This is a genomic window from Ferroplasma sp. Type II (assembly GCF_000496155.1).
This window is the reverse complement of sequence record NZ_KI542708.1, coordinates 26637-47102: the sequence shown is the minus strand read 5'-3', so window position 1 is coordinate 47102 and position 20466 is coordinate 26637. Positions and strand designations below refer to the sequence as shown.

At 37.9% G+C, this 20466-nt stretch carries 17 protein-coding genes and 1 riboswitch; of the genes, 6 read left to right on the top strand and 11 right to left on the bottom strand.

The features are described 5' to 3' along the window. Positions 1–264 precede the first annotated feature (264 nt). Both AMDU4_RS05230 and AMDU4_RS05225 read left to right on the top strand, forming a co-directional pair. Positions 265–1737, top strand: coding sequence for an MFS transporter (locus AMDU4_RS05230; protein ID WP_021786934.1), 1473 nt, complete (start codon positions 265–267; stop codon positions 1735–1737). 439 nt (positions 1738–2176) lie between these two features. Further along, positions 2177–2800: an HAD family hydrolase gene (locus AMDU4_RS05225; protein WP_021786933.1), complete on the top strand. Its 624-nt coding sequence runs from the start codon at positions 2177–2179 to the stop codon at positions 2798–2800. A gap of 16 nt (positions 2801–2816) precedes the next feature. Here AMDU4_RS05225 and AMDU4_RS05220 read toward each other — a convergent pair whose 3' ends face one another. From AMDU4_RS05220 to AMDU4_RS05205, 4 genes are all read right to left on the bottom strand, one after another. Then, positions 2817–4106, bottom strand: coding sequence for a M13 family metallopeptidase (locus tag AMDU4_RS05220; RefSeq protein WP_021786932.1), 1290 nt, complete (start codon positions 4104–4106; stop codon positions 2817–2819). A 46-nt stretch (positions 4107–4152) separates the two neighbouring features. Next, positions 4153–4773: a M13 family metallopeptidase N-terminal domain-containing protein gene (locus tag AMDU4_RS05215; RefSeq protein ID WP_021786931.1), complete on the bottom strand. Its 621-nt coding sequence runs from the start codon at positions 4771–4773 to the stop codon at positions 4153–4155. A gap of 52 nt (positions 4774–4825) precedes the next feature. Then, positions 4826–6295: a glycerol kinase GlpK gene (locus tag AMDU4_RS05210; RefSeq protein ID WP_021786930.1), complete on the bottom strand. Its 1470-nt coding sequence runs from the start codon at positions 6293–6295 to the stop codon at positions 4826–4828. Positions 6296–6781: 486 nt separating this feature from the next. Then, the gene (locus AMDU4_RS05205) at positions 6782–7180 is read right to left on the bottom strand and encodes a cupin domain-containing protein (RefSeq protein ID WP_021786929.1); all 399 of its coding nucleotides are present in this window, start codon (positions 7178–7180) and stop codon (positions 6782–6784) included. Between the two features lie 319 nt (positions 7181–7499). Here AMDU4_RS05205 and AMDU4_RS05200 point away from each other — a divergent pair, with 319 nt between their 5' ends. Continuing rightward, positions 7500–7985, top strand: a complete 486-nt coding sequence (locus AMDU4_RS05200) for a hypothetical protein (RefSeq protein WP_021786928.1) — start codon at positions 7500–7502, stop codon at positions 7983–7985. A gap of 322 nt (positions 7986–8307) precedes the next feature. After that, positions 8308–9654 (top strand): hypothetical protein, encoded by a 1347-nt coding sequence (locus AMDU4_RS05195; protein ID WP_021786927.1) that lies wholly within the window; start codon positions 8308–8310, stop codon positions 9652–9654. 54 nt (positions 9655–9708) lie between these two features. Here AMDU4_RS05195 and AMDU4_RS05190 read toward each other — a convergent pair whose 3' ends face one another. Next, entirely contained in the window at positions 9709–9852 is a 144-nt protein-coding gene (locus AMDU4_RS05190; RefSeq protein ID WP_290704268.1) for a hypothetical protein, read from the bottom strand. A gap of 355 nt (positions 9853–10207) precedes the next feature. Continuing rightward, positions 10208–11932, bottom strand: coding sequence for an APC family permease (locus tag AMDU4_RS05185; RefSeq protein WP_021786926.1), 1725 nt, complete (start codon positions 11930–11932; stop codon positions 10208–10210). 143 nt (positions 11933–12075) lie between these two features. Between AMDU4_RS05185 and AMDU4_RS05180 the strand changes: the two genes are divergently transcribed. Beyond that, positions 12076–13290 (top strand): MFS transporter, encoded by a 1215-nt coding sequence (locus AMDU4_RS05180; RefSeq protein WP_021786925.1) that lies wholly within the window; start codon positions 12076–12078, stop codon positions 13288–13290. A gap of 131 nt (positions 13291–13421) precedes the next feature. Here AMDU4_RS05180 and AMDU4_RS05175 read toward each other — a convergent pair whose 3' ends face one another. From AMDU4_RS05175 to AMDU4_RS05155, 5 genes are all read right to left on the bottom strand, one after another. Beyond that, positions 13422–14837 (bottom strand): APC family permease, encoded by a 1416-nt coding sequence (locus AMDU4_RS05175; RefSeq protein ID WP_021786924.1) that lies wholly within the window; start codon positions 14835–14837, stop codon positions 13422–13424. Between the two features lie 44 nt (positions 14838–14881). Beyond that, positions 14882–16315 (bottom strand): MFS transporter, encoded by a 1434-nt coding sequence (locus AMDU4_RS05170; RefSeq protein ID WP_021786923.1) that lies wholly within the window; start codon positions 16313–16315, stop codon positions 14882–14884. A 104-nt stretch (positions 16316–16419) separates the two neighbouring features. Then, positions 16420–17520, bottom strand: a complete 1101-nt coding sequence (locus AMDU4_RS05165) for an alkaline phosphatase family protein (protein WP_021786922.1) — start codon at positions 17518–17520, stop codon at positions 16420–16422. A 16-nt stretch (positions 17521–17536) separates the two neighbouring features. Then, positions 17537–18907, bottom strand: a complete 1371-nt coding sequence (locus AMDU4_RS05160) for a cobyrinate a,c-diamide synthase (protein WP_021786921.1) — start codon at positions 18905–18907, stop codon at positions 17537–17539. Next, complete coding sequence (locus tag AMDU4_RS05155; protein WP_021786920.1) at positions 18897–19886, bottom strand: cobalt-precorrin 5A hydrolase; 990 nt, start codon at positions 19884–19886, stop codon at positions 18897–18899. The genes AMDU4_RS05160 and AMDU4_RS05155 overlap by 11 nt, the downstream gene beginning before the upstream one ends. Before the next feature lie 89 nt (positions 19887–19975). After that, a riboswitch (TPP riboswitch) is annotated at positions 19976–20073 on the top strand. Positions 20074–20098: 25 nt separating this feature from the next. Here AMDU4_RS05155 and AMDU4_RS05150 point away from each other — a divergent pair. Next, positions 20099–20466: MFS transporter (locus tag AMDU4_RS05150; RefSeq protein ID WP_290704265.1), on the top strand; the 368-nt coding region annotated here is incomplete at its 3' end.

Genomic DNA, 20466 nt, shown 5'->3' with positions numbered 1-20466 from the left:
ATAGCAGGGCAGGATAAGGCAGATTATGTAAGTATGAAAGAGGCCATTCTGACAGCAAACAGATACGCATCAGTATATAAGAAAAGATTGAAACTGCTGGGTTATTAATTGGTTTTTTATAATATGATGTAGGGTTAGTTATAAATTTACTTTATGGATAAACTGTTTAGTCTAGTAATTATTAAATACTCAATTATCATTATGATATGCAAATGTCCCTTGATGTACAATGAGGGATATATATTATGTTAATGGGGTAATTAAATGGAAGAGGACCAGGTAGATAAAAAATATGCCAGATTTGTACTGGCATTGTTCGCCATGATAATAGTGGCCGTTATGTATGTGGAAGGTATGCTTACACCCTCACTGCCTTCAATAGCTGAAGGTTTTAATATTACTGTAGATCAGGTAAGTTTAGTGCTTTCAACCTACTTACTAACAGGGGTTGCATTGAGTCCTGTTGTTGGTAAACTGGCAGATTTGTATGGAAAAAAGAAAATGATGTCCATAGTAATGCTACTATATGCTGGAGCTGTATCAGTGACGGGTTTTTCACCGAATTTTACATTCATGGTGGTATCCAGGGCGGTTCAGGGTATAGGCCTTACAATAATGCCCCTTGGCATGGCCATAGTAAGGGAAGAATTTCCCAGAAATATGGTACCAAAAGCGCAGGCACTGATCAGTGGAATGTTCGGTGTGGGATTTGCGGTAAGCCTCCCGCTTGGATCATTCATATCCGATTATTACGGATGGAGGATGACTTATCATACTGCCATACCATTCATAGTTATCCTGGCCATTCTTACAATATGGAAAGTCAGGGAATCGAAATACAGAAGGCCTGATGTAAAGGTTGACTATGTTGGTGCAATTGCCCTTGGAGTCCCGCTTGCATTGATAGTGCTCGCTATGTCAGAGGGATCCTCATGGGGATGGCATTCACTTTTATTCCTTGGCATGGCAATAACCGGTATAGTGCTTCTTATTCCCATGTTTTTCTATGAAAAACACTATTATAACCATGGTGGAGAAGCCATATTCGATATGAAATTGCTTTCAAAGAGAAATGTACTTATTGCAAACATTGCACTGACAATCTCTGGACTGGGAATGTACCTTTCCATGCAGGCATTGTCCTACAGATTCGAAACACCAACACCATACGGATTCGGGTTCTCAATACTGGAGACGGGTGTCTCAATGGTTGCCTTTGCGGCAGGAATGATCATATTCTCCATAGTTACGGGAAAACTCATATCAAAAACCGGTGTTAAGCCACTGGCCATTGCAGGGTCATTTGTCACCGCAGTTGGATTTTTACTTCTATCAGCATCCCCAGGGCTTGCAATGACACTTGCGGATGAGGTCATAATAGGGTCGGGGATGGCAATAATGAATGCATCAATAATCAATTTACTTGTACTTTCCGTGGAGGCACGGGATATGGGGCTTGCCACATCAATGAACAGTACCTTTAGATATATAGGGAGCAGCATTGGAGCACCCATAGCAGGCACAGTGCTTTCACTGTATACTGTTATGGATGTTGTTCACACTGCAACAGGAAAAATAATATTTTCATTTCCCGACTCAACTGCATTCAGGTATGCTTTTACCATTGGGGCAATGTCATTTGTTATAGCTGGATTTGTTGTACTGTTTTCCAGGGAAGTGCTGGGAAGGAGAAACGAAATAGTAAAAACAAGTAAAGTTCTTCCTGTGAAGGAATAAAAGTTAACTGCCGCCCGAGGGATCTGTTCCATAAGAATAGCCCTAGAGTTGATTAGGCGGCTTTAACTATTTTAAATTATTATTAATGATATACATGATAATATTCGTGTGCTATACATTCCTGCAACCCGAAATCTTCTTCCAATGGATGAAATCTTAGAATGGATCAACTCGGCCTTTACATTGTATAAAATGATACAATTCATTATATTGCCAATATGTGGTTCTAGCATTCACCCATCTACCTTCATTACATATAAAAATGATGGCAAATGGATGGCCCCTTTTCTGTAATATAGCTTTGATATTAGAAGGTTGGATTTACTGGCTATTCCAATATCTAACATTATTCTCACAAATATAAGGTCTCCTGATTTTTTGCCTCGTTTTGATAAATTATTGTTGATAAATTTATTTACCCATATTCAATTATCCGGACATGGATAGTTTTACAGTAAACAAAGCAATAATCTTTGACCTTGACGGAACAATATGGAACTCAATACCGTACAGGATACATGCATGGCAGCTAGCATTTAGGGATTATGGCATGGACACTGATCCTGAGGTAATACGGCTGATGATCGGCTATCCAGGGTCAATGCTCATCAAGAAAATGAATGCAAAGGATCCTGAAATAGAAAAAACAGAGGAAAAATATTTTGAAAAGATGCTAAATGATGTTAAATTTTATCCGGACGTTGAGAAAACTTTCCATGATTTAAAAAAATTAGGATTTAAAATTGCCATAGTCACATCCTCAAGGAGGAATATGGTCGAAAAAATAAAAATAGAAGCCGATGCAATAGTTACAATGGATGATGTATCATCAGGCAAACCAGATCCGGAAGCCTATCTAAAAGCTATAAAAATTGTGGGATCTACTCCTTCACGGACTATAGTTGTGGGTGACATAGATAACGACCTGATTCCAGCTAAAAAATTGGGATGTATTGCCATACTTGTTAACCATGGATTGCAAAAAAAATCTGAGAACAAAGATTATGAAATAAAAGATATCCATGAAATTCTGGATATAATTCAAAGTCTAAACTGGAAATAAATTTAGTATGTGGTTGTTACCACATTATAATTTGTTCCCTGTCTGATGCTGAAATCTCAAAATCACTGTGGAATTTAGGATGGTTCCATGGAGGGAGCTGTGACCTCACGGATCCTGGTGAGTGTGGGTCTATGGTTGCAAGTCTCCTTGCTTCATTGTCCCTTATCTTTGTCCTCCAGACCTGACACCATGATATGAAAAATCTCTGCTCAGGTGTCAATCCATCTATTATTGTATTTTTTCCGGGTTCGGCCTTGAGACGCTTCTGGAGTGCCTCATAGGCAATAAGCACCGCACCCAGATCTGCAATATTTTCTCCAAGGGTTAATTTGCCATTGACCTTCAGTCCAGGAAGTATTTCAACTGAAGAATAAAGATTCACCACCTTCTCTGCCATATCATCGAAACGCTTCCTGTCTTCCTCTGTCCACCAGTTTACCATATTTCCATGCTCATCAAAGTGGCTTCCCTGGTCATCGTATCCGTGTGTTATTTCATGTGATATTACACCACCTATTCCTCCGTAATTTACCGCATCATCCATTGCAGGATCGAAGAATGGCGGCTGCATAATTCCGGCTGGAAATACTATTTCGTTTCCCATTGGATTGAAATAGGCATTAACTGTGGGAGGAGTCATAAACCATTCTTCCCGATCTACCTGTCCACCAATTCTCTCAATCTGCCGTTTTATTTCAAATAATGCCGATCTCTCCACATTGCCTATATAATCATCCGGCTTAATATCCACTGAGGAATAATCCTTAAAATGTTCGGGATACCCAATTTTAGCACGGAAAGTGGCAAATTTAAGAAGGGCCTTCTCGCGTGTTTCCCTGCCCATCCACGGATTTTTCTCCAACCTTTCACGAAATATATCCTTTAAATCATTCACGAGTACTGTTATTTTTTCCACTGCATCCTTCCCGAAATACTTATCAACATAGGCTTTTCCCAGGGAGTCTCCTATGGATGCATCTATAACATTTACTACTGTTTTCCATCTTGGAGCTAGCTTTTCCTGTCCAAGGAGTATTTTTCTGAAAAAATTGAAATTTTCATTGACAACCTCCTCATGCAGAAATGGGGCACTGCCTGTGAGAACCTTCCACCTAAGATATTCAGCAATATCTTCTACCGGTCTATTTTTTAACATTTCATCTGTGCTTTTAAAAAATTCCGGTGCATCCACTATTGCATATTCAAGATTGGAAGCACCTATAAAACTTAAGTAACGTTCTAACCCGAGCTCAGGATATTTATTATATAATTCCCTTGCTGGAAACTTATTATAAGCCTTCTCCACATCCCTCAGATCGGTTTTGCTCCTGCTGTACCTTGCCAGTTCAGTTTCAATTGACTACCACAGTTTCCGCTGCCTTCTGTGCCCTGCTGCCATCATAACCATACAGTGCAAACATATTGGATATATGTTTTTTATACGCCTCAAGAATGGGCTTCATCTGCTCATTCAAATAATAATCCCGATCCGGAAGGGAAAGCCCATCCTGACCTATGTAGAGTGAGTATATGTCTGCATTTTTGGCGTCCTCGGCACTACCAACATCAAAGAGTATCTGGACACTTTTCATTGTCAGCTCAGCGAATATTTCAGGAATATTGTCTGGCGTCAATTGACTAATGCGGTGCATAAGATCCTCTATAGGAGTGAATTTTATTTTTTCAATGGTCCCGGTATCCATTGCCGATCTATAGAAAATTCCAAGTTGTTTCTCAATGTCGTTTTTTGGATTCTTTTCGGCATTTTCAAGTATACTTTTTAAAATGTACATATTCTTTTCATAGAGCATATCAAAGGCGCCATATCTTGATTTGTCTTCAGGAATGGAATTCTCATCCATCCATTTCCCATTGCAGTATCCATAAAAATCTGTGGATGGATCGCGTGACCTGTCCATGTATTTCTCAGAGAAACCAATATAACGTTTTAGAATATCTTCCCCTTCATCCATCTTTTCCTATGACAGGATTTTATATAATATTTACCACAAATACAGGATTGAATTAAATCTCCCAGCCAAATGAATGTGTTACGGCCCTTTTCCATTCCATGTAACCTGATCTGGCTTTTTCTGCCCCTGTATCAGGATAGTATTCCCGTTCAACAGATGACATTGCCTGTAGCTCCTCGAGCTTCCAAAATCCCGATGCTATTCCTGCTATATAGGCCGTTCCTGTGGCAGTAATTTCGGTTGTATCTGTCTTTATTATTTTATGCCCTGAAAGGTCAGCCTGGAACTGCATGAGAAATTGGCTTATGGTTAACCCACCATCTACTTTCAGTTCTTTAACCGGGGCGATTTTTTCGATTTCAAGAAGCACATCTTCTGTCTGGTAAGCAACAGATTCATATGCCATACGTGCCATTTCATTCCTTCCTGTGGAGTGATTTAGCCCAATTATAATACCTCTGGCAGATGGATCCCAGTATGGAGAACCTAGTCCTGTGAATGCAGGAACTAGATATGAACTCGTATTCCTGGACTTCAGTGCCATTTCCTCAAATTTGCTGTATGATTTTACATTCAATAGTTTTTTTGTCCAGTCTATGGCCGATCCCGCACTGAATATGCTTCCTTCTACAGCATAGCTCACTTTCTTATATTCAAGACCGTAAGCTACTGTCCCAATAAGAGCCCCTGCATTTGGTATGTCTGATCCAGAATTTGCAAGCATGAAGGAGCCAGTGCCATATGTGTTTTTAGCCATACCCTTTGATATTGCGGCATGTCCGAATAGGGCTGATTGCTGGTCCCCAATAATTGAATATACTGGAATTTTCCTGCCTGGAATCAGTGAAAGAGTTCCAAATGTGCTAAGTGATGGATGTACTTCAGGAAGCATGGACTCAGGTATTCTGAATAAATCCATAAGTTCCCGATCCCATTCCAATTTTCTAATATTGAACAGCATTGTTCGGGAGGCATTAGTGTAATCGGTAGCCTGTGGCCTGGAACTGTCAAGGTTATATAAAATCCATGAATCTACAGTACCAAATACCATATATCCATTTTCAGCTTTTTCTCTTATGCCCTCAACATTGTCCATTATCCATTTTATTTTTCCTGCACTAAAATATGGGTCAGGCCTGAGTCCAGTTTTTTCACCTATGAGGCTTGTATACACTGCCATGCCTTTCATTATGTTTTCAGTGCGCCTGTCCTGCCAGACTATAGCATTGTATGCTGGAATCCCACTGTTTTTGTCCCAGATAACAGTTGTTTCCCGTTGGTTGGTGATTCCTGCAGAGTCAATCTCTTTTACATTTACCCCTGCAATTTTTATAGCTTCTGAAATTACCTTTTTTACAGAAGAAATTATGAAATAGGGATTTTGCTCAACCCAGCCTTCCCGGGGATAGAAGGTTTCCATTCTGACAGCTGCTTTTCCCATTATCTTGCCGTCACTGTCAAAAATTACAGCTTTGCAGTTAGTAGTTCCAGCATCTATTGATAGTATATATTTACCATGCATATAATTGTAATATAAATTCCATATTTTAACTATTATCTGTCATACTCTCCATCCTAAGAGATCGGAGGTTCTCACTTTTGCTTCGCTTTCATTCCTCACGGTCCGGACGGTTTCGCAAGAACTTATTACTAAGTCTTAAGGTCACTGCCGGTTACATTGTTGCCTCTTTAGGGGTATCAGTGCTCCTTTTGCATGTATCCCTGTCTACGTGCAATTGGAATATGCCTTTACCTGTATTATGCCTAACCGGAACACAGAGGCGTTAACAACCTCTTACAGAGGATTTTACAGAAGAAATCTCCATCATGCCATTTTTCAGGACTTATCCAATGGATTACCTTCTGGTTCTTCATTTCATGGATTAATATAATAGTTTCACAATTGATCCACATCGCAAGCTCAGTTACTTTCTTGCTTATTTAGTTGTAAAATAGTATCATTCATCGGATTAACTTCTCCAATTATTTTGTAAAAATAAAATTATATTCAATTGCCGTGTTTTTTGCCACTCTCTTCATAAACTGGTGTTATACCCATATTTTCTGTATAGTTTATAACACATATGAATTCGAGGTCTCTATCCTCAATATTCCTGATTTCATGAGTATATTTTGTGTCAATGAAGATAAAATCACCCCTGCCAAGTTCCATATAATCCCCATTCACATTAACGCTGCATTTTCCATCAATAATGTAAAGGCTTTCAAAATAATCATGGTAATGTAGCTGTATGAATCCATCCGGTTTTATTACGAACCGCCTCATTGCATATGTACTTTCTTGTCTGTCGGTTATGAGCCACTGGATATAAGTGCCCCGGGAATTTCCAACCTTGACCTCCTGACTGTCTATATCCTTTATATTACCCTTATAATATCCCTCCATAAAATCCCATCTGTATGTATATTATAAATTATTCGGTTCAACTGGCAATTACAGTCTTTTTGATTAACCAATAAACCAGGTAAATACTGAAAATCATAAACATAGGAATACCACACCAATGGATTGATTTAAAATCTATAAATTTATTTCAATTGGATTCTTAAACAGAGTGATCTATATTAATGGTGACTGGATATATTTTGATCTACCATTTAGAATGTATGCATCCCTGTGGCAGAATTCGTGAAAATTATTTATGATAAGTTAAATACAAAAAATTTATCAAAGATATCTTATTATTTCATTTATGGTGTAATAAATGCCAGGAGTTGTGATAGGCCATTCAATAACTGTACAGCTGCCACATGGTTACAGGCTGATCAGGCAGTCTGATACTGGCAAGGAATTCGTATCGGAAGATAAAAAAATGCGCGATTACAGGCTCTCTTATTTTTATGACTGGAGCCGGGAAGACAATAACATCGTAATTGTGAAAGAATCACATAATGGGGGCCTTGACGGTGTAGTTATGTTTCACCTTGAACCCAACATAGAACATCCAGACAGGATAGTTATTGAAATGCTTGCAAGGAACTATGCCAGCCCGGGTAGCTCAGGATCAGGATACGATCTTTTAAGAGTTGTTGAAAATAATGTGGCGAAAAGGTTGCAAGTTAGAAGGATAGACATAGAGGCGGTTAAAAACCTGGAAGGTTATTATAATTCTCTGGGATATGAAAAAACAGGTGAAAATTACTATGATTCATCATGGAAGGAAATAATTAACATGACCAAAAGAGTTTAACCACCGGCAAAAATTCTAATGAAAAGTTTTCCTGTGTCAGCATCCAGGTGAGAAGACCTCTCCTTGGTCTGGGCAAGATGAATACATGCACGTCATTACTAAACCTGTATTTCTGGAACAGTTTGTACTGGAGCTCACTACGCTCCGGATGAAACAAGTGCATTATAATCGGTATGAAAGGTTTTTAGAACGGCATCGAATGCCTGTTAAAGTGATCACAAGGGTTACTTATATGTCATATTGTTATGATATCTCTTCAGCTACCAGTTTCCCTCACAGGTTTCATAAACAATATTTATATTAGTGGCATATATATTAGTATATGCCCATGGAGCATCTGGAAATCAAAAAAATTAAGGGCCAGAATTACGCATACACAACCGTTAATCTCTGGGACAAGAAAAATAAGAAAGAGATAAAGATCAGTAAATACCTTGGAAAGGTTAACACAAACAATGAGATAGAAAGAAAAGTAAATCTTCCCGAAAAGTCGTACCAGTATGGTGATGTCGCCTTTCTGCTATCCATGAACTACGATATGATACGAAAGATATCTGGAACTTATGACAAATACTGGAGAGAAATTATCACATCTGCCCTGATAACCATAGTAGGACGAATCCCACTGGAATATGTCAAGCGTTATTACAGAAAAACTATTCTGTACCATTACTGGCCAAAATTGAAACTGGAACCAAAAAATATTGCATCCATGCTGCGGTACATAGCCTACAATAAACTGGCATTTGAAAATCTTGAGGATTACGATGAAAGCACACTTATAATGCATATTGAAATAATAATACCTGTATATGCCTTAAACGGGAAAAGCCGATATGCCCAGGAGAATATTACACTGGATATAGTGTTTGACCCCGTAATGATGAGGATACTTAATGTGGAATACTTTGTGGGATCAGAATATATGCTGTCCAGATTTCTATCCAGAACCGAAGAAGCTTCAAAATTCGAAGGTGTCCTTATACTGGATTCTTCCCATTACAGCACGAAAAATATCAACATATTAAACAAGGAGAAGAAATTTTTTATCATGGATATTCCACCTGAAGAAATTAAAAAAATTCTGGAAAAGTATGACCATTCTGGGAAAATAATGTTAAAAAGAACATTTAACTCACTGCTGAACAGGTATGTTTATTATCACAGCATTAACAGTGGAAATCTTCACTATTTCATTATGGACGATACATATCATGGGGAACTGGAATACATAAAGGCATGTAATGACAGTTCTATTATCATAGCCGTCTCAAATATGGATATAGACCAGAGCCTTATATATCAGGCAATCAACATAAAGAAATTTATGTATTCATCCGTTTCCAGTTCAAAATATCGCCTGGATTCTGACAGAAAAATGATTTCTGGAAAATTGGAACTTGACGGTTATATATTGTTCAATGTTATAACAATGAAAATGTACCTGTCCCTATACAGAAATACAGTGATACCAAATCCTGGAAGGCATAAGCTTGTCGATTCCCTGATGATTGAACTGTCCATGATAAATATGTATCTGATAAGGGGGCAATTATACCTCCCACGTGTCAGCAAACCTATCATGTCTGATCTGAAAGCTGTCGGAGGGGGAATCGTAGACAGAATATTTTCAAATGAACTCTTTACTGGCATACAGGATAAGAAATAACTTTTTGATAAAAAATTACTCTTTTTTTGTTTTGATCCTGCATCTGCATATCTGTCATACCAGCTTTCTGGCATATATCACTATGACAATTACAGATATTATAATAAAAACTATAGCTGTAGTTATGGCATAGTCCAGAGGATTTGCAGGTGGAATAAAACTGTAAAACATTGCAATAGAAAGTATGATTGTAGCCACTGCCGGTATAATTGTATTTTTTAGTGCCTGGAATACTTTCTATTTTTTTGTAGGTGACACAGAGTCCGAAATTACTTAATATGTGACCTATGAATAGTGCTGCTATTATACCGTGACCAGATAGAGAAAACCATCTTTTGGTCGAATTAGTATGCCAGCAGCGAGTGAAACAATGTAAGCGTTAATTTTGTTAGAAAACTGATAAGGTATGTTAATCCAGATAGGGACATCAAAAATAGAAATTATATATGCCAGTGGTAAGGAATATTTTGCAAATTCAGGGTATTTTCCGAAACATTTTCCATGAATTTTTCTATTTCATAACTGGCTAAAGTTTTTGGGAAATGAATTGTATTCAATCACCGTATTCCTCGATATATTGCTCTCCGGATTCTATCATATCTGTAATTTCTGATGTCCTGAATCCAGATACCAGTGAAATGAAATAAAATGCCAGTGATACAATTATAACCATAAGGAAATCATATGGAAATGTAAATAGATTTATTCCACCAAAGTTTGATTCCCCCAGATAGGAAAGAAGTGTCAGTGTCAGAATCATTAATGGAACCCAGTAGCCTCCTTTAATATTGTCTCTGGAAAATATGCTGTCAACGCGTCCTAGGGCAAATAATAGCAGGTATATAAAGAAACCGGCAAATATGATTATAGATATATAGCCTACAGTGGGCCAACCAGTCCAGTAAACTATCAATGAGGCTCCAACAAAGGAAATTGGTGAAAGAATCCTTGCATATGGCAATTTAAATGGCCTTTTCAATTCCGAAGCTTCACGCCTTAGAACCATTAAAGTTGAACCACCAAGTATATAGGTGAATGCTGCAACCCCTGATACGAGACCAACAACAACGTACCAGCTAGGAAGAGGAATCAGAAAAGCAAGTCCGAGAACGAGGCTTATAAGCAATGAGAAAACTGGGACTCCTGTTTTCTTGTTTACTTTTCCTATTATGCGTGGAAAATATCCGATTTCAGCCATCCCGTAAAGGGATCTTGTTGATGTCCCCGCAGCTATATTTAAGGTTCCTGAAGGTGATACATAAGCATCAGCATATAGAAGATAGGTGAGGACTACCATTATTGAGAGGTTAGAAGACTTCGCGAGAAAGGCAAAGGGAGCTGTGCTTATACTTTTTGCGTATGTTCCTGCAGATGCTGAGGAAAGGCCCAGCCATCCACCGGACGAAGATAGAAGTGCAGGATTAATAGCAGATATAAACACAATCTGAAGCAAAACATAAACGCCCATGGATGTAAGCATCGAATATATAAGTGCTCTTGGAAGATCTCTCTGTGGATTTCTTGCCTCCCCAGCAAAATCCATGGTATGCCTGAAACCAAGATATGAAAAAACAATGCCGTCAGTTGATATTGCCTCAAATATCAAGGATATATTATTATGTGGCAGGAATCCACCAAGTGCCGGATTGTTAAAATTTCCGGCATGGAAAAGAAGGAATGCCATTAATATTATTGTGATAGATGGAATAAGAAGCTTCCACCAAGTTATTCCCTGATTTGTTTTTCCCATCAATTTTACACCGAAATAATTCAGGAAATAGAATCCTATGATTAATATGGCTGCAATCAGTATTCCGTATCCTGTAAGGAGAGTCACATGTAAGGATGGATGAAGGGGATTACTGGCGTAGTATACGAGAGCAGGTTTTGTTATGTAGGAGCCTGCATATGTTATGGCAGCCTCGGCCTCAAGGGCAGGTGCGGCAACTCTTGCTGCGAAATAGGCCCAGCCGAAGAAAAGTCCAGCTATTCCTCCATGGGAATAATGTCCATATCTTGTAATAAGCCCACTTCTCGGTATCATGGAAGCAATCTCAGCATAAACAAGAGTAATTACCAGAACTATTGCTCCCCCTATAATCCATGAAATAATTGCAGCAGGACCCGTGGTACCGGCAGAGGCCGATTCGGCAAAAAGCCATCCTGATCCTATTATTGCGCCTAAGCTAAGAAAGTAAAGGTCCCATGAGGTCAGAACTTTCTTCAATTTTTTATCGTTTGCTATCTCTCTATTGTTCAGATTCTCGCCAGTTGCCATTAAAAATTATATGCCAATGTGATTTAAAATTTTTGGAAATAATCCCGCACATATGCCTGTTAATTGCTCTATAAGAAAAATATTTGTACTGTAAATTAAGGTACGTTAACCAATATTCTTATAATATTTTGCAATATAGTGCAATGGTTTCATTTTCAACAGACATACATAATAAACAGGTAATCATTGTTAGCCTGTCCTCTATGATGAGATCACTTGGGATGGGTGCTTCGTGGCCATTTATGGCCATTTTTCTGAGCCTTTATTTACATATTGCAATTTATATTGTTGGAATTATATTTACCTTGCTTTCTTTAATGTCTATGATATTCAGTATTTTAGGTGGTTACCTTGCAGATTTGAAAGGAAGAAAATTTACCCTGATGCTTGGCAGTGTCTCCGGCATCTTCATATTTTTATCAATTGCTATTACCTTTCTTTTTCATGCATACGCCTTAACCATTATACTTTTCATATTGTCATCTTTTTCAGGTTCACTTGTGTATCCATCAGCCAGTGCCCTAATTTCTGACGTGACTGAACCAGAAAACAGGGAAGGAGGATATTCAATCTACAGAATATTATCAAATATAGGTTGGGCCATTGGACCACTGATGGGGTCTTTCATATATTCGTCAGGAATTGTTTATATATTTTATGCCCTAGTCATAGCAAATCTTCTGCAGACCATTATAATTAGTTTTGTGAAAAAACAGAACGTTATGAAAACAGGGACTGGAACAAAGAATCCATTCTTAGTATATGATAAATATCTTTTCATCTTCAGTATTGCAACATTTTTTATAATCCTTCTTTCCTCTCAGTTTTCAGTTTCACTGCCACTTTACAGCGAGATAGTCATAAAAATTAATGTATCCGATATTGGATATATATACGCGATCAACGGCCTGGTGGTTGTCCTTGGACAATACCCACTGATTAAATTATTCTCCCGTTTCGGCGATCTCACAACTTTTATTGCTGGTGCCCTTTTCTACGCATTAGGATATTTCATAATTGCCTTTTCAACAAATCTATATGGATTAATGTTTGATATGGTTATAATAACAATAGGGGAAAACTTAACAACTCCAACTATAAATTCAGTTATATCCAAAATGTCACCTGCTGGAAAAACTGGAAGATATATGGGATTCAATGCCATGTTTAACTCTATTGGGAGGGCATTTGGCCCCTCTGTAGGAACCTATGTCATGTATACGTTCCATTATAATGGATTAATTACCTGGTCACTTATCGGTGTTTTCGGAGTTTTCTCTGCTATTGTGATAGTAATATTTAGCAGTAGTTATAAAAAATCTGGATATACATATATAGCAGAAAAAACAAAATCATAGGAAATCAATTTTTTTCTATGATATTATCATCTATAATTTCTTATACCGTGTTAACTTTTCCTGATGCTCTATATGGATAAGGGGTCAATGAAACAAAAGGATAGAACATCAGTAACAGATTGAAATTATTTTTATTTGGGTTCCCAGGCCTCATCCTCTATTGACATTGTTGCCGCCTTCCTTACCTTTTCTGGATGAATTTTATATTCAATAAATGTAAGAAGACCGGCTATTGGAATCCAGGAGATACCTATATAAACTGCAATATTATCTGGGTACTTTCCCGGAGACATAACTGTTCCAGCCATTATTATAACGAGTATCAATATACCTATTACAGGTATCACAAGATGTTCGAGAATTTTGAGTTTATGAATACGCCTCATCATAACAGGTAGGGATATGGAGGCTATAATATGCTCAGTATAGGCCGCGTATGCATTGATCAGTAGCATCATTAGCCCACCCTGAACTGGTCCAAAAAGAACGCCGAAAATTACAGCCACAATAAATGAAATTATAAATATTGTCAGTGCAGCATTGGATGGGGTCTTATGTTTTTTATTTATTCTGGCTATCGCCTCAGGAAGGAAAAGAATCCCATCCTTTGCAAAGCTATAGAAAATCCTGGAATCTGCGTTGCTTACTGAAATATTATAACCCATGAAACTGTTTACTGTGACAAGCACCAGTAAGATATAGATAACTGGATTAAGCCTTCTGAAAAGTATTACTCCCGGATCAGCGCTACCGGCAAATGATGCCATTGCTGATGGACCCCATCCTATTGTGAAAGCATAGGATACTATTATAAGAGTTATTCCAGAAAGTACGACCGTGCCTATAAGCGCTTTTTTAATCGTTTTCTCCGGGCTTACAGCCTCTTCACCCATAGCAGTAATGGAAACTGTTGTGCCAAAGTAAAGAATCATTGAATAGATCATTGCAAAAAGAAGTTGTGATACACCAGAAACATATTTTGTCCCAAAAACAGCCAGAGTATTAAGATTTCCTGCATTTACTATTATCAGGATAGAACCTACAAGCAGTACTCCAACCTCTATTACACCCCCTGCTATCTGGTAATCGGTTGATATTTTCATTCCCCTGTGAGTGAATATAAATGAAATGAGTGCAGCAAAGAATGCAACTGGAAGCCAGAACACTATCCCCTTATAGGAAGGGTCCAGAAGTGTGATAAATGCTGCAAGACCTAAAAATCCAAAGCTTCCATAGCCAATAAGCCCATAAAATGCCATATTCCAGGCCTGAAATGTCCCGGCTATTCCTCCAAGGCCTTTCCCTGCAAATGTATAATAGGAGCCAGCTGAATTCACATGTTTAGAAAATTGATACCCTGTGTTCATGATGAATAGATATGCAAAAACACCAAGTATAAGTGCAAGGGGAGTTGCACCCAGTGCATATTCTACTACACCTGTTAATAGATATGCGGCATCGGCTGCAACTGAGAGAGTACCCATTGCCTGCCACACAAGCCTGAATCCACCAAGCGAGTTTCGCTTTAAATGTTCGGTCTCAACCATATAGGTTTAAGAATGTCTTATATTTAAATATTTATACCAGAAAATTAATTTTTAACAGTATTTTTCTTTATAAAAGCGGTAAATATAAATCCCAGAATAATAAATATTATACCAATAAGGTAGATGTAATTGTATGCAGTGGCGTCTGGAAAAGCTTCCTGTATCCTGTGAGGAATTCCATTTATAACTTTCACACCAACAGTAACCTTAATTGTGTACATTGTTTCAAGGGCACCGCCAAAAGCAGGCGCAATAGACATTCCAATATCCCTGAATACTGTATTCATGCCTGTTGCTTCCCCGGCATTTTCCCTTGGAGTGGAGGTAAGAAGTACATTTATAATCCCAACAAGCATCATAGAAATTCCAGATCCCACAAACATTGTATCTAAGAGGATCTCAGGTATTGTTGCCCTGTATGAATAGAGTAAACCAAAACCAATAAGATCAACAACCAGACCTATTATTATGGAAAGCCGCGGCCCTCTTTTTTTTATAACCTTGGCGGCTACCGGTGCAAAGACCATATTCATTACAGTTGCAGGGAACAGGATTAGACCGGAATAGAATATTGTTTTACCAAAACCGCTGGGAGCAGGATCCTGGAGTAGTGTAGGCACAGTGAAAAAGAGAAAATACATTGCGGCCATGGCAAAGAGCCCTACTAGATTTGAAAGAAATATATTCCGTTTCTTTAAAAGTTTCATATTTATAAAAGCATATTTGTAATGGCTTTCAAAATATGTGAAAACAGCAAACACTATCAATGAGACGATAAACACGCCAATTATCAGATGCGAATACCAGCCATAATGTTCACCCTCAGATAGAGCAAATATAAGAAATACCAGTGCGATGCCAAGCATTGATACACCGGCAAAATCTATTTTCTGCTTGCCTGTAACTGTATTTTCCCTTATGAATATATAAACCAGTATTAACAGCACTATGGATACAGGTATTGCAGTATGGAAATCCCACTGCCAGCCCAGAGTTTCTGTTATATAGGATCCAAGAACAAGCCCTATTCCAGAACCTATTGCAAATGTTGCACTCATGATCCCCTGTGCAAGGGCGAGTTTTTCACGGGGAACTACATCGTTGATTATGGCAAAGGCGATCGGTATCATCCCAAAGCCGAGTCCCTGGACTGCCCTTACTGCTATCAGCTGATCCAGTGTATGGCTAAATCCCCCAAATGATATGGCTATGGTATAAATTATGCCCAAAATCAGAAAAATCTTCTTCTTACCCATAATATCGGCTATCTTTCCAAAAATGGCTGCAGAGACTGTACCACTTATAATATATGCAGTTAAAATCCAGGATACGTTACTGTAAGTGGAATGGAAAAATGTGATAAAAACTGGGATATCCGGAACTATCATGGTTTCCACATAGATAATTAACAAACCTGAGAATGCCATAAGTGCTATAGTTATATTTATTGATCTTTTGGACATTTGAATTTCAGACATTTTTTGCTAATTAAAGATATATAGATAAATATTTTCTAAAACGAAGCAATACAAATTCATATTACAATGTCAGGAAAATAATATAAAATGTCAATATTATATCTTCAAAAAACGATTACAGGAATTTCCATTTCATCGCTAAGTAGACCGCTATGCGCCCCTTTCATGGTATATTTTCTCTGATTCAGCGGAAAATGGTATATATCATTATTTTTTGCAATTCCTATAAGTCCTGGAAGATTGATGAGTGTGTTTGCATCTACTTTTCCCATTAATTTTGAATAGTCCTTATCCCCCTTAGTTATAATTTCCAGATTTCTGTAATAGTTTACCATATACTCCTTTATCTCCGGACGATTTTCCAGAAACAATGCCCGGGAATCTCCGTATGGCGGAAGCAATGATATCTCCATAAGGTCCGAATCATTACCTAAATTAACCGTGTTCCCAACATTTACATGACCATGGTCTGCAGTTATAACAAAATCATAACCTGGGTACTTCTCCATTACAGAGACAAGCCGTTGAAGTATATACCTGGCATTTTCTATGGTATATTCATTATATGGACCAAGTTTATGTGCTGTCTGGTCAACATCTGAAAGGTAAAATGTTATGAAATCGGTTCCATGTTTCAAATTTTCCTCCAGTACATAAAAACTGTGGAACAGGTTAGAATATGTATCTGTACTGTTGTTTCCATATAAAAGGTTTGAAAAGGATGTCTTGTTAATAAATCCCGGGATAATATTCATTGTAGAGTATCCTGCCCTGTTCAATGCTGTTACCTTGGATTCAAAGTTAAATATAGTGCCCATGGGATATGCTTTTTCCATGGAGTCCCGAATATATGAAGCCGATGATGTATATCCCAGTATGTTCACAATGGCACCTACCTGTTTTACATACAATTGGTATCCTATTATACCATGCTGTCCCGGATATTTATTCAGGAAAAATGATGAGAGTGCATTTGATGTGGTTGATGGAAATACAGATGTACATTTCATTTCATTTTTGAATGTTATCCCAGTTTTTTTGTATATGTTCCAGCCAAGCCCATCCAGAAGTATGAAACAGATCTTTTTATTTCTGTAATTAAGCCCAAGACCCTCTGATTCAGTTTTCAATCCAAAATGGCTGAATATATCACTTGAAAGATTTACCAGCGTCTTATCCTCAGGTATTATGAAGTTTTCATCCATGTTTCCATATGTTTTATTAATATATTATTTCACGTTTTTCAATTTTATATTTTGCACATCTTTCCACAAATCTTCTTGGAAAATTCTGATTTGAAGGAAAATATAAATGGGCATATCCTGCAATAAGCTGTTTATAAGTGAATCCTTCTGTGTTTCCATTTTCAAATCTGTAGGCCTCAGGATGCCTGGCATTGAAAACTATTCTAGAATAGTGGAACTCATGCCCCATTATTTTTTCCCTGTCGTTCAGTATGGTACCCTCTGTTGCTGCCATGATTTTGCGGTAGCCCAGTGAAAGTCCCTCCATATAAGTCTTTCCCGGTATTGTTCCTGCCATGGGATATTCTTTCCCATTGATTGATATGGATTTAGACAGGTACATATAGCCACCGCATTCAGCAAAAACAGGCATGTTATTCTCTATATTCGTCTTTATTTCTGCCAGTAACTTAACGTTGCCTGAAAGTTCTTCAGCATATAATTCTGGATATCCTCCACCAAAATATAGACCGTCAACATCAGGAAGTGAGGTATCCATAATAGGGTCAAAAAATACTATCTTTGCCCCGAATTTTTCAAGAAGTTGCAGGTTCTCTGTATAATAAAATGTAAATGCCTTATTATAGGCAACGCCTATCCTGCACTTCTCTTTAGCCCTGTAATTGTAAAGCGATGGTTTTGGGATTTTTTTATAATTCACCATTCCAGCGATTTTGATTATTTCAGGAATGTCTATGCTACTCTTTATGATAGATGACAGTCTCTTGAAATAGCTATCATTTATTTTCTTTTCACCAGCAGTTACAAGGCCAAGATATCTTGACCCTATTTTTAAATCTTCATATCTTTTCAGGCATCCCAGCACCCGTATTCCGGTGGATTTCTCTATAGCTTCCCTTACAAGCTTGCAGTGGTAATCTGATCCTGCACGGTTAAGTATCACACCCTTGAGTTTTAACCTTTTGTCAAAGTCCCTGAATCCCCTAACAAGGGCGGCACTGCTTCTTCCTGATGCTGAAATATCAATAACCATGACAACTGGAATGCCAAGTGTGAGTGATATATCAAAGGAACTACCCTTAATGGTGTTTCCGGCTTTTCCATCAAAAAGCCCCATTACGCCTTCAACCACAGATATGTCCTTGCCGGCGGAATTGTGAAAATATACCTCCCTTGCAGTTCTGGCATTTCCCATCACCGTATCAATATTGTATGTTTTATTGGCGGATGCCAGCCAGTGAAATCCAGGATCTATGTAATCTGGCCCAACCTTGAATGGTTGAACCTTAAATCCCATATCGGACAATGCCCTCATAATCCCTATGGATACTGTAGTTTTTCCGGTGCCACTTGATGGTGCAGCAATCATTATACCCTTAACATCCATGCAGGAACACCGATATTGTAACATTATTAATAATTTCCTTTGCAACAATCTCTTTTCCCTCAGAAGAAGCAGTTCTGGCAGATGCATTTGCAACAGAATATGCACCTGTAGCTCTGTATACAACCTCAGAGAGGTCTTTGGAATTTTTATTCAGCATTTCTGGAGTGTAATAGTTTACAGGGCATTTTAAATCTGTTGCAATCTGTTTTAATCCCATATTTCCTTCCTTTATATCGATAGTTGAAATAGACCTTATTGCTTCAGGATAAAATCTATATTTTTCCATTACTGTGTTTATTCCTATTTTCATGTCGGTATATGAGGCGTCTGTTGAAAACCCCATTCCCAAATCAAGAACTCTTGGTACCATGATCAGGTCATATTCGTTATCCTGTTTTTCATATGTTATTATTATTCTGTTTCCATTACCGGAAATATTCAGTTCAGGTATATCCAAACATGTTTTATTTATGACATTTACAGGGTTGCCATTGACAATGTCCCCTGATATTTTATTCAAATTTTCAACGTTTTTAAATGCCATGGAATATTTTTCAGCGATGGACTCCAGTGATATAACACCTGTCACATCTGAGGCAGTAGTTATTACAGGAATGGCATCAATAATATCGGCTATCTCTATGGCCATATCATTTGCACCATGATGTCCTCCTATTACTGGTATTACAAATTTTCCTGAATCATCTATTGACAAAACTGTATTATCAGTAAACTTGTCCTTCAGATATGGTGAGATAAGCCTGACGACAGCACCAAGGGCCATTATAAAAATAGTCGTATCATATTTCTCTAAAAGTTCTTTTATTATTGGCTGTAAGGAAATAAAATTTATGGTAGTCCCGGTACTGCCGCCTCTGCCATTTGTAAATATATCTGCTGGATATTTACTGGTAATTTTTTTGCTGATGTTCATCCCGTTTCCGGTAATCACAACAATAGCAAGTTTTTTTCCATTCATGGAGGATTATTGAATATGTTATAATATATTTATCTGGTATTTGTTGTGTATTATATGGTTGGCGATAAATATATATACAATTCAAAAATATGGAAATACCGGGGAGCATAAAAGCTGAGAGGATAAGGATCGACCCGTGTAACCTGATCCGGACAATACCGGCGGAGGGAGATGGATACGAATAGAGAATTTATAAAAATATGGCGGATTATATGTTGAGCAGGAAACAGCGCTTCATGCTGATGTCAAGCGCTTCCGGGCTCACGTTTTGGGGAATAGTTGGAACACTTGGACCACTTGCAGCAGCAGGCTCAATAATAGGAGTATTGCCACATTTTCTTAAAGTGGTTGTTTTATTGATTGGCCCATTATTTGTTCCTTTTGGGAATTTTATCATGGGCTTTCTTACTGACCGTCTTGGACGGAAGAAAATATTTCTGATGACCATGATTATTTATGGTGCAGGCATAATAGTAATATCACTTAGTTATACATTCCTCCCACTGATAATAGGGCTCATGCTTGCTGAATTTGGTGTTGGTGGTGAGGAGATACCGTCTCTGTCATTAGTTTCCGAAGA